This is a genomic window from Roseibium algicola (assembly GCF_001999245.1).
GTDB lineage: Bacteria > Pseudomonadota > Alphaproteobacteria > Rhizobiales > Stappiaceae > Roseibium > Roseibium algicola.
On sequence record NZ_CP019630.1, the window covers coordinates 1,994,737 to 2,008,631 of the forward strand.

At 59.7% G+C, this 13,895-nt stretch carries 12 protein-coding genes; 5 read left to right on the forward strand and 7 right to left on the reverse strand.

The annotated features are described in order from the left end of the window. Positions 1–42: 42 nt before the first annotated feature. The 6 genes from B0E33_RS09355 to B0E33_RS09380 all read right to left on the reverse strand — a co-directional run bounded on the left by B0E33_RS09355 (position 43) and on the right by B0E33_RS09380 (position 8,394). Positions 43–3,210 (reverse strand): multidrug efflux RND transporter permease subunit, encoded by a 3,168-nt coding sequence (locus B0E33_RS09355; protein ID WP_077291028.1) that lies wholly within the window; start codon positions 3,208–3,210, stop codon positions 43–45. A gap of 15 nt (positions 3,211–3,225) precedes the next feature. After that, on the reverse strand, positions 3,226–4,320 hold the full coding sequence (locus B0E33_RS09360; protein ID WP_167579512.1) for an efflux RND transporter periplasmic adaptor subunit: 1,095 nt from the start codon (positions 4,318–4,320) through the stop codon (positions 3,226–3,228). Positions 4,321–4,628: 308 nt separating this feature from the next. After that, positions 4,629–5,516 (reverse strand): DMT family transporter, encoded by an 888-nt coding sequence (locus B0E33_RS09365; protein ID WP_075281710.1) that lies wholly within the window; start codon positions 5,514–5,516, stop codon positions 4,629–4,631. Positions 5,517–5,618: 102 nt separating this feature from the next. Further along, on the reverse strand, positions 5,619–6,728 hold the full coding sequence (locus B0E33_RS09370) for an alpha/beta fold hydrolase (protein WP_206051420.1): 1,110 nt from the start codon (positions 6,726–6,728) through the stop codon (positions 5,619–5,621). A 127-nt stretch (positions 6,729–6,855) separates the two neighbouring features. Next, complete coding sequence (locus tag B0E33_RS09375; protein ID WP_055657103.1) at positions 6,856–7,305, reverse strand: DoxX family protein; 450 nt, start codon at positions 7,303–7,305, stop codon at positions 6,856–6,858. A 228-nt stretch (positions 7,306–7,533) separates the two neighbouring features. Further along, positions 7,534–8,394 (reverse strand): alpha/beta fold hydrolase, encoded by an 861-nt coding sequence (locus B0E33_RS09380; RefSeq protein ID WP_077291030.1) that lies wholly within the window; start codon positions 8,392–8,394, stop codon positions 7,534–7,536. A 164-nt stretch (positions 8,395–8,558) separates the two neighbouring features. Here B0E33_RS09380 and B0E33_RS09385 point away from each other — a divergent pair, with 164 nt between their 5' ends. Genes B0E33_RS09385 through B0E33_RS09395 form a run of 3 tightly spaced genes read left to right on the forward strand, consistent with a single transcriptional unit; the run spans position 8,559 to position 11,693 of the window. Beyond that, entirely contained in the window at positions 8,559–9,221 is a 663-nt protein-coding gene (locus B0E33_RS09385) for a response regulator transcription factor (protein ID WP_022999082.1), read from the forward strand. Beyond that, the gene (locus B0E33_RS09390) at positions 9,211–9,582 is read left to right on the forward strand and encodes a response regulator transcription factor (protein WP_022999083.1); all 372 of its coding nucleotides are present in this window, start codon (positions 9,211–9,213) and stop codon (positions 9,580–9,582) included. The genes B0E33_RS09385 and B0E33_RS09390 overlap by 11 nt, the downstream gene beginning before the upstream one ends. 14 nt (positions 9,583–9,596) lie before the next feature. Beyond that, entirely contained in the window at positions 9,597–11,693 is a 2,097-nt protein-coding gene (locus tag B0E33_RS09395; protein WP_077291031.1) for a PAS domain S-box protein, read from the forward strand. 48 nt (positions 11,694–11,741) lie between these two features. Here B0E33_RS09395 and B0E33_RS09400 read toward each other — a convergent pair whose 3' ends face one another. Next, complete coding sequence (locus B0E33_RS09400; RefSeq protein ID WP_228148114.1) at positions 11,742–12,584, reverse strand: alpha/beta fold hydrolase; 843 nt, start codon at positions 12,582–12,584, stop codon at positions 11,742–11,744. A gap of 439 nt (positions 12,585–13,023) precedes the next feature. Between B0E33_RS09400 and B0E33_RS09405 the strand changes: the two genes are divergently transcribed. Then, on the forward strand, positions 13,024–13,737 hold the full coding sequence (locus B0E33_RS09405; RefSeq protein ID WP_077291032.1) for a RibD family protein: 714 nt from the start codon (positions 13,024–13,026) through the stop codon (positions 13,735–13,737). Next, on the forward strand, positions 13,721–13,870 hold the full coding sequence (locus B0E33_RS30865; protein ID WP_156912369.1) for a hypothetical protein: 150 nt from the start codon (positions 13,721–13,723) through the stop codon (positions 13,868–13,870). Before B0E33_RS09405 ends, B0E33_RS30865 begins: the two co-directional genes overlap by 17 nt. Positions 13,871–13,895: the final 25 nt, after the last annotated feature.

Here is a 13,895-nt window from a genome sequence, read left to right on the forward strand (position 1 = left end):
TCCCCCGTGCTGTTCACCAACGGTTGGAGGACGTTCACGTATTCACGCCGATTGCCGGCTGTTCCCGTCAGGCAATTCCTCGTCGTCGGCACTCCGGGGAGTGGAAGCGGCGGCCTTGGACTTGCGGCCGAAGAGCTTCGAAACGACGACGTAGAATGTCGGCACCAGAAGCACCGCAAGCACCGTTGCCGATATCATTCCTCCAAGAACACCCGTACCGATTGCTCGCTGGCTGGCCGAACTGGCGCCCGTCGCAAAAGCAAGCGGAACCACACCGAGTATGAAGGCGAAAGACGTCATCAGGATCGGACGGAAGCGCAGTTTCGACGCTTCGACCGTTGCTTCCAGCAGGGAACGTCCCTCGTTCCTGAGATCCCGGGCGAACTCGATGATCAGGATGGCGTTCTTGGCAGATAGTCCGATGATCGTGATCAGCCCCACCGTGAAATAGATGTCGTTGGGCAGGTTTCGCATGGTGACCGCAACGATGGCCCGTACTGCGCCAAGCGGAACGACAAGCATGACGGCGATTGGAACCGACCAGCTTTCGTAGAGCGCGGCAAGGCACAGGAACACGAAGACAAGCGACAGGCCGAGAAGGAAGGGAGCTGCGTTGCCTGAAGCCTTTTCCTGGTAAGACAAGCCCGTCCATTCGTAGCCGAAACCATGCGGCAAAGACTGGAAAAGCCGTTCCATTTCTGCCATCGCCTCGCCACTGGTGTGGCCGGGGGCAGGGCTGCCGCTGATCTTGATCGCCTGGAGACCGTTGTACCCGACCACTTGCGTCGGCCCCAGTTCCCAGCGCGCACTCGCGAAGGCGGAGAGCGGCACCATCTCGCCGCGGCTGTTGCGGGCGTTCAGGTCAAGCAGGCTCGCAACGTCCATCCGCTCGGCCGCTTCGGCCTGAACGATGACACGCTGCATCCGACCAGCGTTCGGAAAGTCCGCGACATAGCTCGATCCGATCGACGTGGACAACACCGCATTGATTTCATCGAAGGCGACCCCGTAGGCGTTCGCCTGCCGGCGATCGATATCGAGCATGATCTGCGGAGCAGGCGGCAGACCTTCGATGTAAGGATATTGCAGGATCGGGCTTTGCCAGGCCATGCCCAACAGGGCATTGGCAGCCTGCACAAGCGCGTCATTTCCGTGATTGGCACGGTCCTGCAAACGGAAACTGAACCCGCTGGCATTGCCGAGCGCAGCAATGGGCGGCGGCGTCAGGGTGAACACGGAACCTTCCGGAATGCCGGCAAGTGCTCCCAGGGCCGAACCGACGATGGCTTCGGAAGAATCGCCCGGTCCTCTTTCCGACCAGTCCTCGTAGGTTGCGAAGGAGATCCCCGCGTTCTGGCCGTTGCCGTTGAACCCGAAGCCAAGGATCGAGACGATTTTCCTGACGCCTGACCTGTTCATGAAGAAGTCATCGACCTGATCAAGAACACCGGCGGTCCGCTGCGCGGTAGACCCGGCCGGCAATTGCGTCGCGGCGATAGCATATCCCTGGTCTTCCACCGGCAGAAAGCCCGAAGGCAGGCGAACATAGGTGTAACCCAGGCCCGCCAGGATCGCCATGTAGATCACCATCATGCGGTAGTTGCGTTTCACGGCCCCGCCGACGACGCGGCCGTAGCCATTCGTCGTCTTGCCGATCAACCAGTCGAACCCACGGAAGAACCAGTTCTTGTGATGGGCATGGCCTTCGGGGATTGGTTTCAGGATCGTCGCGCACAGCGCCGGTGTAAGGGTCAGAGCCATGAAAGCCGAAAACACCATCGACATGACGATCGTCACGGAGAACTGCTTGTAGATGATCCCGATGGCCCCGGGAAAGAACGCCATCGGCACAAACACCGCAATCAGGACAACCGTGATGCCGATGACGGCACCCGTGATCTGCTTCATCGCCTTGACGGTCGCCTCTTTCGGCGGAAGACCTTCCTCGGCCATGATGCGCTCGACGTTTTCGACAACCACGATCGCATCATCGACCAGGATACCGATCGCAAGCACCATCGCGAACATGGTCAACACGTTGATCGAGAACCCGAATAGCTGCAGCGCGGCACATGTTCCCAGCAAGGCGATCGGCACGACAAGCGACGGGATCAGCGTGTAGCGGAGGTTCTGCAGGAACAGGAACATGATGACGAAGACCAGCACCACCGCCTCGATCAGTGTGTGAATGACCTTCTCGATGGAAATCGAAACAAAGGGCGTCGTGTCATAAGGGATCTCGAAACTGACGCCCTGGGGAAAGTTTGCCGCCAGTTCCGCCATCCTCGACTTGACAGCGTCGGCGGTCACCAGCGCGTTTCCACTCGCATTCAACTGGATGCCGATCATCGCGGCTTCCTGACCATTGATACTCGAGGAGATCGCATAACTTTGTGCGCCGAATTCCACGCGCGCCACGTCTCCGAGGCGCACCACGGATCCGTCGGGGTTGGCCCGCAGTACGATTTCCGCAAACTCCTCGGTGGTCGACAACTGACCCGTGGTCGAGACGGTGGCCGTAATTTCCTGGCCAGCCGCACTCGGCTGGGCTCCAATGCTGCCGGACGACACCTGGGCGTTCTGTCCAGCAATCGCACCAGTCACGTCCCTGGCTGTCAGGTTGAGGCCGACGAGCTTTTTCGTGTCGATCCAGACGCGCATCGCCCGTTCTGTTGCGAACAGTTGCGCCTTGCCGACACCAGGCAAACGCCGCAATTCATCAATCACATTCCTGGCTGCGAACTCGCCCAGGTCGACAGCGTTCAAACGGCCATCCGTCGAGACAAGGCCGACAAAGAGCAGAAAGGAGCTGCTGGTTTCCTCGACCCGCACCCCTTGCTGGCGAACCGAAGGCGGCAAGCGCGCCTCCACACGGCTGATCCGGTTCTGCACATCCACGGTCGCGACCTGCGGATCAGTGCCCGCTTCGAACGTGATGTTGATGGTCACGCTGCCTTGCGCATCGCTGACGGAATCGAAATAGAGCATCCCCGTCGCGCCGTTCATCTCCTGTTCGATGAGCTTGGTGACACTGTCATAGAGATTTTCCGGCGTCGCGCCGGGATAGCTGGTTGTCACCGCAATCGTGGTTGGTGCCACGTTCGGATATTGGGAGATGGGCAGGAACGGAATTGCGATCGCACCTGCCAGGGCAATGGCAAGTGCGATGACCCAGGCAAAAACGGGCCGTTCGATGAAATACTGCGGCATTTGGAAGGACCTGTTCTAGCTCGGGATATCGCACGGTTCTGCGGCACTGCAGTCTGATGCCGTGCCGCGTTCGGCGGCCTTTTCTGCAGCCGCTTCCGCCGGTGCGGCCGAGACGGGCTGACCGGGCATCGCACGATCGAGACCGTCGACGATCACCTGATCGCCTGACTTCAGTCCCTGGGTGACGAGCCAACGGTTGCCGACGGAACGACTTGTCAGGATAGGCTGTGCGGCCGCCTTGCCGTCCCTGACTGTCATCACGCTCGCCTGGCCCAGCGTGTCCCACTGGACGGCCCTTTGCGGAACGAGCACCGCCTGGTGAGCGACGCCTTCCGTCACACGGACGCGGACATAGGTGCCGGGCAACAGTTTGCCCTGCGGATTTTCGAACTCGGCGCGGAGCAGCACCTGACCTGTGGTTTCATCGACCACGGCAGACGAAAACAGCAGTCGGCCCGGATGTTCATAGGTGCTGCCGTCGTCAAGGATCAGCTCGATGGCATTGCTGCTTTCAACCGGCTGCATGTCGCCAGCATCGATTTCGCGGCGGACCCTGGACAATTCCGCGAGCGGCGCGATGAAGTCCACATAGAGTGAACTGATATCCCGCACGATCGCCATTTGCGTTCCGTCCTCCTGGCGAACCAGAGCGCCTTCGGACACCAGCGCAGCGCCAATATGACCGTCAATCGGTGAGCGGACCGAGGCATAGCTGAGCTCAAGTTCCGCGGTCTGGAGATTGGCCTTGGCAACGGCAACTTCCGCCTGGGCCTGCTTGCGGTCCGCCAGGGCAACATCGTGCTGCTCCGTGCTGGCAACATTTCGCGCGAGCAGACGCTTCACCCGGTCTGCCCGCTGGTTCGCCAGGCTGAGCGCTGCTTCTGCCCGCGAAAGCTGCGCCTTTGCGGAAGCCACGGCGGCCGCGAATTTGGCCGGGTCGATTTCGAACAGCACGTCGCCCTTGTGGACGTCGCTACCCTGTTCGAATTGCCGTTCCAGTACGATGCCGGAAACCCGCGCCCTGACTTCGGCCAGACGAATGGGCACCAGTCGACCCGGATAATCTTTCTTGAGCGGCATGTCCTCGCCGGCCACCGTGATCGTCTTCACGGCCGGCGGCGGGAAACTGGCATGCGAGGTTTCTTCGGAAGGGCTGCAGCCACTGAGTATTATCAGAACCGCAAGGAGCGGGAGTAAGTCGGGAAAGAGCCTGACGTGCATTGGTTATCCGGTAATGAGTACGAGGTACCGGCGGCAGGTTTGGGCACGCCGATGAGCCTGTAGACGCAGACCCGGACGCCTTCTTAAGACCTCAACCTAAGTTGAGGTCAAGGACAAATTTCGGCTTCTTCAAATCCGTCACTTTCCGCATGCCACATCACCGTGCAAAGGCTGGACTTCGCCAAGTTCCGGGTCACTCATCGATTGACAAGTACGATCCCGGCGACGACGAATGCCGCTCCTGCAAGGAGTGAAAAAGTCAGCTGTTCCCCCAGCAGGAGCACTGCCAGGATGCTGCCGAAGATCGGCATCAGGTGGACAAACTGCCCGCCGCGTTCCGGGCCGATGATGCCAATGCCGTAGGACCAGAGCAGAAACCCGATCGCCGACGCAAAAACCGCAATATAGGCGACAGCCAGCAGGGATTCTTCGGTGAACTCAGGCCGTTCCACCCCGCGTACGAGGAGGAAAGCCGCCATCACGCAAAGCGCCACCAGAATGCTTGCCACCAGTGTCACGCTCTGCGGCACGGCGGACGGCTTGTGGCGCAGCAAAAGCGTATACCAGGCCCAGATCAAAATCGCGCCGAGCATCCAGACCTTGCCGGTATCAACCTGAAGAAGGGACACGCCGACGGTTCCGCCAGCCAGGACCAGAACCGAGGCACCCAGCAGCGACACAAGCAGCCCGGCGATCTGGAACAAGGTCGGCCGGAACCCGCTCCAGATCATTCCACCGGCAACAGTCGCGACCGGAGCCAGCGCCAGGATCAGGAGACAGTTCACCGCGGCTGTTTGCGAGAGCGCCTGGTAGACCATCGTGTGAAACGCGGCGATGCCGGTGATCCCAAGCAATGCGACCACGCGCCATGAGGCAACAAGCTCCCGGCGATAGGAGACCAGGCCTCGCAACGTGAAAGGCAGCATCATCGCCAGGCAAAGGCCCCATCGGATCGTGTTGAGTTCCAGCGGCGTGATCTCACCGCGGATCGCACGCCCGGCGATAAAGTTTCCCGACCAGAACAGGGTCGCAAAAACGAGCGCGGCAATTGCCGCCGTGGTGTCTTTTTGGATTGCTTGTCTCATCTTCCGGTCATCCTTCGGCTTGATCTGTGGAGATCAGACGCCAAAACCGACCGGCGCACATGAGATCGATGTCCCGCTGCGCTTGATAAAGTGACGTATTGCCTAGGGTGTTTGTCCCGTCTGTGCCGACAGAACGCGCACGATCAACTCGGAACGGGTGTGCACCCCGACCTTGTCGAAGAGCGAGGAGACCTGATTTCTCACGGTCTTTTCGCTCTTGTCCAGAAGCTCCGCAATTTCCGAATTGCTCAGCCCCTTCGCCACCAAAGTCAGCACCTGTTCCTCCGCGGTGGTGAGACCGAAGTCCGTGTCGGATACCGCGAGGTCGGCGCTGGTTCCGAGGAAATCCTGCAAGGAAGAAAGAAGAACGTTCCACGCAGGTTCCGTGTCCAGCAATACGTGATTGTTGCTGTCCAGGGGCACGAATTTGGCATCGGGGATGGTCATGGCAAGCTCGCGTCCCTGAGCGAAGGGAACGCGTGCGTCGCCATTTGCATGCAGCACCAGCGTCGGCACTTTCAATTGCGCAGCCAGATTCAGGACGTCGATACGATGCAGCGTTTCCATGGTGCGGGCTGCAATGTCTGCCGATGCGGTGTCTTGTTCAAGAGACCGCCACCATTTGTGCTGCGCAAGCGTTCCGTCCGGAATGAAGAGATGCGTAAAAACCTGATTGAAAGCAGTATCGTCCCTGCCCCACCCCAGCCGCATCAGGTTGGTCAGCGTGGCCGCTTCCAGTCTTGCCCTGTCGCTGGTGTCGCGAGCCAACAGTCCGCGCGCGTAACCGCCGATCAAGACCAGTCGTTCCACCTTGTCCGGATGGCGAAGCGCGTAAGCGATGGAAAGCGCGGCACCCTGAGACATGCCGATCAGGGTAAAGGGTTCGTCGATTGCTTCGGTCACGGCTTCCAGGTCCGACAGCCAGGCCTCGAAGCTGATCTCGGAGATGTTTCGCGAAGAAAGACCACAGCCGCGAAGGTCGTATCGCACGAGACGTCCGAAGCCAGTCAACTCGGCAAGCCAGTGTTGCCAGACGGGACTGTCAAGATCGCGGGAAATATGGGTCAGCCAGTGCGCGGCTCGAACGATGGTCGGCCCACGCCCTGACGAGGCGCAGGCAATGCGCGCACCATCTTTGGCGGTGACAAAGAAGATGTCTTGTTTTGGAACTCCACGCCGCATCATGGGCAGGAGTATGACATCTCTTCGCATGGGGGCACAGTATTGCCTTGGCGCGATTGCTGTTCATTTCACACCCCATTGCACCCGGCACAAACGCGCACGGCCTCCGGGATGAGCGGAGGCCGTGAAGCGTTTTTCAGTTTTTACAGGGATGCGATTACTGCAGTCGAGTTCCGATCCGGGCATCGACACTAAAGCGGCCGGCGCCATAGGCTACGATCTGCAACAGTCCACCGGCGATCGATATGTTCTTGAAGAAGTGGATGAACTGGTTCTGATCACCGAGCTGATTGTGGAAGGCCAGAGCTGCTGCAACTGTAAAGAGTGCCATGACTGCGGCAACGAGACGGGTCTGATAACCCGCGATCAGCGCCAGACTGCCGATGATTTCAACTGCAACTGCGCCGATATAGGCGAGCGTTGCGAAGGGCAGGCCTGCTGCATCGATCCAGGCGATGGTAGCTTCTGCAGACCCAAGTTTGGAAATGCCGGAAAGCAGAAACAAAGGGGCGATCAGCAGGCGTGCGGCCAGCGGCACGGCGCCGTCCAGACTGCGGGTGAGTGCGGAGCCGCCTTCAGGTGCAGCCGATACATCGAGATTTGCCATTTTCAGTACTCCTGTTTTGCCGGACCTTTCCTTATTCGTCCGGGCCTGGTTAAAAGATATCGTCTACTTTTATGATTATAAGTCACCAAAATCGGATCACATTGTAATCGATTATTGAACAATCCAATCCGACCTGCCGTGAGCGGCGGGATGAGATCTGTGCGCCCGGGAGATCCAGCGACGGCAATTTCGAACCGAAATCTGCCGGCGCCGAAGTTTCAACCTTCATCAGGCGTTGCGGACAAAACTGGCGATGATATCCGCCGTCAGTTCAGGATGCTGATGCTGGGGCCCATGGCCTGCGCTGGGGTAAGTCACCAGTGTGACTGTCGGCAGGACCCCGTTCAGCGCGTACCAGTTCTCGACCGGGAAGATGATGTCGTGATCTCCGCCGATATGCAGGATCGGCACGCTGGTCGTCTTCAGCATCTCCATCACCGGCGGAGCCGGGAAAGCCGGATTGGCCGGACCACCGGCAATGCGAGCCCGTGCAAAATCTATCGGAACTGCCGGGCTGGTATCGCCCTCACGCGCTTCGATGCGTGCCTGGGACCGGCTTGCGGCCGCACGGCTCGAAGCCGATTTCGGTTCGAAGAAAAGGGCAACCACGTCCTCGAAGTCATTCACGTCCTTGCCGGCAAGGTCGTAAAAAAGCTGCTCTGCCGGTTTCACCAGATCGCCGGGAGGTGTGGAGCCCAAGAGCACAAGGTGGCTGATCTCCTGCGGATAAAGCGTCAGCGCCACCTGGACCGCCATGCCGCCGATCGACCAACCGAGCAGGATCACGTCCTTCAGGCCCAGCGCCTGGATAAGATCACGCGGATCTGCGGCCATCTCCAGGGGATTGTAACTGGGTGTGCCGGTGGACAGGCCAAGGCCGGAATAGTCGAAGGTGATGACACGAAAGCCTTTTTCGGCAAGCCCGTTCAGGAAGGCCGGATCCCAGAGATCCAGAGTGCCGCGAAAGCGCGTTGCCAGCAGGATCGGCTTGCCTTTGCCGATGGACCTGTAAGCCAGAGTTCTGCCACCGGTTTCGATGAATTGGGTCGGTGCCGTCAGGGCATCATTTTCTGCAATCTTGTCGAGCATGTCCGTCTCCTCTGCTCCTTGCCGAATAGCGCCGGATCGCTTGCCTTTCCGGCTGATGGCTAGAAGGTGAGCCAAGACGGGTCCCGAAACCATTATCTGCCGGGATGCTGCACTCATACTGGCGTATGATTGAACGGACTGCAGGCCCATGCGAGGACTTGGCCATGACTGACAATCCGATTGTTCACATCATCGACGATGACACCTCGCTACGAGAAGCCCTGGTCCGGCTGTTCCGGTCAGTTGGTCTTGAGGCGAGGCCTTATGTGTCCGTCGCGGCTTTTCTTGAGGCCGGCAACAACGACACTCCAGGGTGTCTTTTGCTCGATGTGCGCTTGCCCGGCATGAGCGGTCTCGACTTTCAACGTCAACTGGAGGATCTCGGGATCCGTATGCCGGCCATCATGATGACCGGCCACGGAGATATCCCGATGTCCGTCAGCGCGATGAAGGCGGGTGCAGTCGACTTTTTGCCGAAGCCTTTCCGCGACCAGGACCTTCTGGATGCGGTGGCAATTGCAATCGAACGCGACAGCCGCAATCGGACCGACAATCGGGAAAAAGACCAGTTGCAGGCTCTGTACGAAAGCCTGACCCGGCGCGAACGGCAGGTGATGACGCGTGTCTGCGCCGGACGCCTCAACAAGCAGGTCGCAGCGGATCTCGACCTCAGCGAAATCACAGTAAAGATCCACCGTGGAACGATGATGAAAAAAATGAGAGCCAGAACCCTGGCCGACCTTGTGCGCATGGCCCAGATCCTCGGTCTGAAAGACCCTCATGTGGATGCCTCCGGATTGGCGAGGCTCGACAGTCATGACCTCTGAGGCAGCCTGCGTGGCGGTCATCGATGACGATGAATCGCTGCGCAACGCCATTTCGTCGCTGCTGCGTTCAGTGGGAATGCGCGTTTCAACCTTTGCCACCGCCGACCTTTTCCTGAACCGCGCGGTGCTTGGCGACACCGATCTGATCATTACAGACATTCACATGCCGGGCATGTCCGGCATCGAGTTGAAAGACCGGCTCGACGATCTGGACTGCCAGGTCCCCGTGATCATGATCACCGCCAAGACCGAGCAGAATCTGCTTGACCGGGCGGAGGCCTCGGGAGCCTACTCGGTGTTCCGGAAACCCTTCGATACCGACGACTTACTCAACACGATCGAGCAGGCCCTTGCCGACTGAACGGGAGATGCCGCATGCTGGAAGGACCTATCCCTCTTTCTGAATTGCAGCGCCCTGACGCGGCAGCAACCGCCCTTCTGGACCATGCCCCGCAAAGCGTCGTCCTGTGCGACGGAAGCTGGCGCATCGCCTACTGGAACCGGGCGAGCGAAACGCTCTATGGCTGGACATCGGCTCAAGTACTCGGACAGGAGCTGAACACGCTGCTGCAAAGCCGGCATCCCCAACCCGTCCAGGCCCTGCAGCAAACTTTCGCAACGCACCGGGCCTGGGACGGTGATCTGGAACGCACCACCGCCTCCGGCAACACTCTCGCCGTCGAAACGACCTGGGCGATGGTGCCAGCGGCAGACGGGCAGTCCGAGTGGATCATCGAATACGGACGCGACATCACCGCGTTGAGTGATGCGGAAATCTCCGTCCGCACACTCACCCACCAGTATACGAACGTGTTCCAGGCCATGGCCGCCTCGTTCTGGGAACTGGACTTCACCGAAGTCCGCCAGATGATCGGCGGCCTGCTGCAATCCGGCGTCACCGATTTCGCGGCCTATTTTCAAAACCATCCCGAGTTTATCGATGAGGCCATTGCCCGCACGACGATCCTGGATGTCAACGATGCGACCGTGCGGCTGTTCGGGGGCAAGGACCGGGACGGCATGATCGGCCGGAATATCTCGCCATTCTGGCCGCAGGAAAGCCGGACCATCTATGCCCGATCCTTGCTGGCCGCCCTGCGGCGTGAACCGAACCTGCAGACTGAAACCCGGCTGTCGACGCTCGACGGGCAGTTGATCGATGCGCTCTTCACCGTGTGTTGGCCGGAGGGCCATCATGGTCGTGGCTCGGTTCTGGTCGGTGTCATTGACCTTACCGACCGCGTCAAGGCGGAAGAGGAACTGAGACAGTCGGAACTGCGTTTCCGCGATCTTTTCCAGGCCATGTCCACGGCCTTGTTCCAGCTCGACACTGCGGGCTTGCTTGGCTTCTATGACGACTTGCATACCCGAGGCATTACCGACATGGGCTCTCATCTTGACGACCATCCGGAGGATCTCAGGCGCGCCATGGAGGGCTGCGTCATCGTTGAGGTCAATACAGCTGCTCTCAAGATACTTGGTGCGGAAACGACAGAGGACCTCGTAGGCCAGACAGTATCCCGCTTCTGGCCTGCGTCCGGTGATGAGGCCTTCCGGGCCGTGCTTCAGCACAGCTTCGCCTCGGCAACCCCGTTCGAAGTCCGCGCCCGGAACTGCCGCCTCGACGGAAGCGAGTTCGACACGATGTTCCTGGTCAATGCCTCGCCGATCCTGCGGGCAAGGAAGATGACGCTTGTCGGGCTCGTCGACATCACGGATGAAGTCGAGGCAAAGTCCGCCTTGCAAAAGCTTCAGGCCGAATTCGCGCATGCTTCCCGGCTTTCGGTGCTCGGGGAACTGGCAGCCTCCATCGCCCATGAGGTCAACCAGCCGCTGGCGGCAATCGCCGCAAACGGGTCAGCCGCCGGCCGCTGGCTGAAGCGGCCCGACCCCGATCTTGAGGAACTGATGGCCATCAACGAGGCGATGGTCTGCGACGCAAGGCGCGCGGCCGACATCGTGTCCAGGATCCGCTCCATGGCCACCAAGCGGGAGACCCAGCAGCTTGCAGCACCGGTCAATCGGATCATCGAGGAGGCTCTGGTTTTTCTTTCCCACGAGCTGCAAGCCCACGGCACAAATACACGAACCGCGCTGAAGGACGGCCTGCCCGATGTCCTTGTCGACCGGGTGCAGATCCAGCAGGTGGTGGTCAATCTCATTCTCAACGCCGTCCAGGAACTTGCCCGCAAGAACATTCCCTTCCCGCTGATCGAAGTCACGACCTCGCAGGTGGACAACAGGGTTGTCATCCGCGTGGAAGATACCGGTGCCGGCATTCCGGCGGAGATGCGCGAGCGCATATTCGAAAGCTTCTACACCACCAAACAGACCGGACTTGGCATCGGCCTGTCCATCTGCCGCAATATCGTGGAAGGTCATGGCGGCAGGATCCTGGCGGACGGCTCGTCCCTTGGCGGGGCACGGTTCCAGGTGGAGCTGCCCGTTGCCTCTGCAGCGGTGCAAACATGATCGGGAGGACGCTGCCGTCCTCCCGTTTATCTGGCTGAAACCAAGTCCTCACGCCGGCTGGACGAAGAACTCCAGAAGATCGGGATTGACGATATCCGGATGGGTCGTTGCAAGGCCGTGCGGCAGCCCCTCATAGACCTTCAGCGTGCCCTTCGGCAGCAGCTTGATGCTTTCCAGCGCCGAGGCCCCGATCGGGACGATCTGGTCGTCGTCGCCGTGCATGACCAGAACCGGGATATCGATTTTTTTCAGGTCTTCCGTGAAGTCGGTCTGAGAAAACGCCTTGATGCAGTCGTAATGAGCCTTTGCTCCCCCCATCATGCCCTGGCGCCACCAATTGTCGACGATGCCCTGGCTGACAACGGCACCCGGCCGGTTGAAACCGTAAAACGGGCCTGCCGGAATATCGTGGAAGAACTGCGAACGGTTGGCCAGAAAGGTTTCCCGGAAACCGTCGAACACTTCCAGCGGCAAACCGCCCGGATTGGCCGCTGTCTTGACCATCAGCGGCGGCACAGCACCCAGCAACACTGCCTTTGAAGCACGGGCTGTGCCGTGACGGCCGAGGTAGCGGGCCACCTCGCCACCGCCGGTGCTGTGGCCGACGTGGATGACGTTTTGCAGGTCCAACGCTTCCACCAGCGCCTTCACGTCATCGGCGTAAGTGTCCATCTCGTTGCCGTCGAAGGTCTGGGTCGAACGGCCGTGGCCGCGCCGGTCGTGCGCCAGCACCCGGTACCCCTTCGCCAGAAAGAACATCATCTGGGCGTCCCAGTCATCGGCAGAAAGCGGCCAGCCGTGGTGAAACAGGATCGGCTGGGCGTTTTTCGGACCCCAATCCTTGTAAAAGATTTCGGTGCCGTCTGCGGTGGTAACGAATTGCGCGGTCATCTGGCTTGTTCCCCTGATTTCTTCCGCCGTGGCGGGGGTCGGTTGCATAACGATGGATACGGCCCCGCCGATCGCGGGGGCCGATGCCAGTCCTTCAAGAACGAAGCGTCGCGTGACAGATTTCATGGACATGTTGTTCCCCGTAGCTGATGCAGGCGGTGCCTGCGGTGACGTCATCAGCCTGCGGGAAAGGGCACCGTGGAACCATTGTACGGCAGGTCTTACCGCTCATACATCGGTATGGTTGTATTTAACCCCGTGTTTGATTGAAGCTGGTGTTGAGCCAATTTCGTCAACGAAAGCCAGCTTGTTTCATGAGTCCTTCTCATCAGTGCAAGCTGGGCTCAGGGCATATTTTCCATCCGGTCTGCGGGGTAATGTGTCAGCTCCAAATTCGACTTGCCTCCCAAGCGCCTTGAAACCGGAAGCAACGCATCAAATGCAACGACCTTTCATCATCTGCCACATGATCACCTCTCTCGACGGCCGCCTCCTTCCCGGTCGCTGGCCGGTAAGCGAGGAAGAAGTCATGACAGCCTATGAAAGCGCTGCCGAACGTCTGGACAGTGACGGCTGGATTGTCGGTCGGCGCACAATGGAAGATTTCATTGCCTCAGCTGAACCCTGCATCTCTACAGGTCCGGTTCCGCGTCCGGATCTCATAGCCGGCTCTTCTGGAAACAAGGTCGCAATCTGCTTTGACCGCTCCGGGCGTCTACGCCCCGAAACCGGAGACCTCGACGGCGATCATCTCGTGATCGTGCTCTCGGAAAGAGTTGCAGACGACCATGTCCAGGACCTGAACGCCCGCGGTATTTCCGTTTTCTTTGCCGGTGCGGAGGGAACCGACCTGTCCGGTGCGCTGACAAGGATTTCGGAAGCCTTCGATTGCCGGCGTCTGTTGCTGGAAGGCGGCAGTACTCTCAACGGCGCGTTTCTGGCAGCCGACATGATCGATGAAACCAGCACACTCGTCTTCCCGGTTATTGATGGACAGAGCGGCATTCCAGCCATTTACGAGCATACGCAACCGTGTGATGCCCGCAGGCTCGAACTCATCTCCTCCAGCACATTCGACGACGGAACCATCTGGATCCGCCACAAGGTGATCCGGGAGACATCCCATCGAGACCGGAATGACAGTGACATCTGAATCTCATCCCCCTGCCGGGGCCCTGATCATCATAGCCTTCGCGACGTTCCTTGCACTCGTCGTCTTCACCGCGCCGCTGACGACGCTGGAAGCGATGACACGTGAACTGCACCTGTCGTCGGCTTCTCGCTGATGATTTATGGTGCTCCCTGCGCTTT

What these genes read in the sequence shown, in the direction of transcription:
- B0E33_RS30865 (WP_156912369.1), top strand. Translation starts at nt 13,721, where the DNA reads ATGACAGTGACATCTGAATCTCATCCCCCTGCCGGGGCCCTGATCATC.
- B0E33_RS09370 (WP_206051420.1), bottom strand. Translation starts at nt 6,728, where the DNA reads ATGCGAAGAGATGTCATACTCCTGCCCATGATGCGGCGTGGAGTTCCA.
- B0E33_RS09375 (WP_055657103.1), bottom strand. Translation starts at nt 7,305, where the DNA reads ATGGCAAATCTCGATGTATCGGCTGCACCTGAAGGCGGCTCCGCACTC.
- B0E33_RS09380 (WP_077291030.1), bottom strand. Translation starts at nt 8,394, where the DNA reads ATGCTCGACAAGATTGCAGAAAATGATGCCCTGACGGCACCGACCCAA.
- B0E33_RS09365 (WP_075281710.1), bottom strand. Translation starts at nt 5,516, where the DNA reads ATGAGACAAGCAATCCAAAAAGACACCACGGCGGCAATTGCCGCGCTC.
- B0E33_RS09400 (WP_228148114.1), bottom strand. Translation starts at nt 12,584, where the DNA reads ATGACCGCGCAATTCGTTACCACCGCAGACGGCACCGAAATCTTTTAC.
- B0E33_RS09395 (WP_077291031.1), top strand. Translation starts at nt 9,597, where the DNA reads ATGCTGGAAGGACCTATCCCTCTTTCTGAATTGCAGCGCCCTGACGCG.
- B0E33_RS09385 (WP_022999082.1), top strand. Translation starts at nt 8,559, where the DNA reads ATGACTGACAATCCGATTGTTCACATCATCGACGATGACACCTCGCTA.
- B0E33_RS09355 (WP_077291028.1), bottom strand. Translation starts at nt 3,210, where the DNA reads ATGCCGCAGTATTTCATCGAACGGCCCGTTTTTGCCTGGGTCATCGCA.
- B0E33_RS09390 (WP_022999083.1), top strand. Translation starts at nt 9,211, where the DNA reads ATGACCTCTGAGGCAGCCTGCGTGGCGGTCATCGATGACGATGAATCG.
- B0E33_RS09405 (WP_077291032.1), top strand. Translation starts at nt 13,024, where the DNA reads ATGCAACGACCTTTCATCATCTGCCACATGATCACCTCTCTCGACGGC.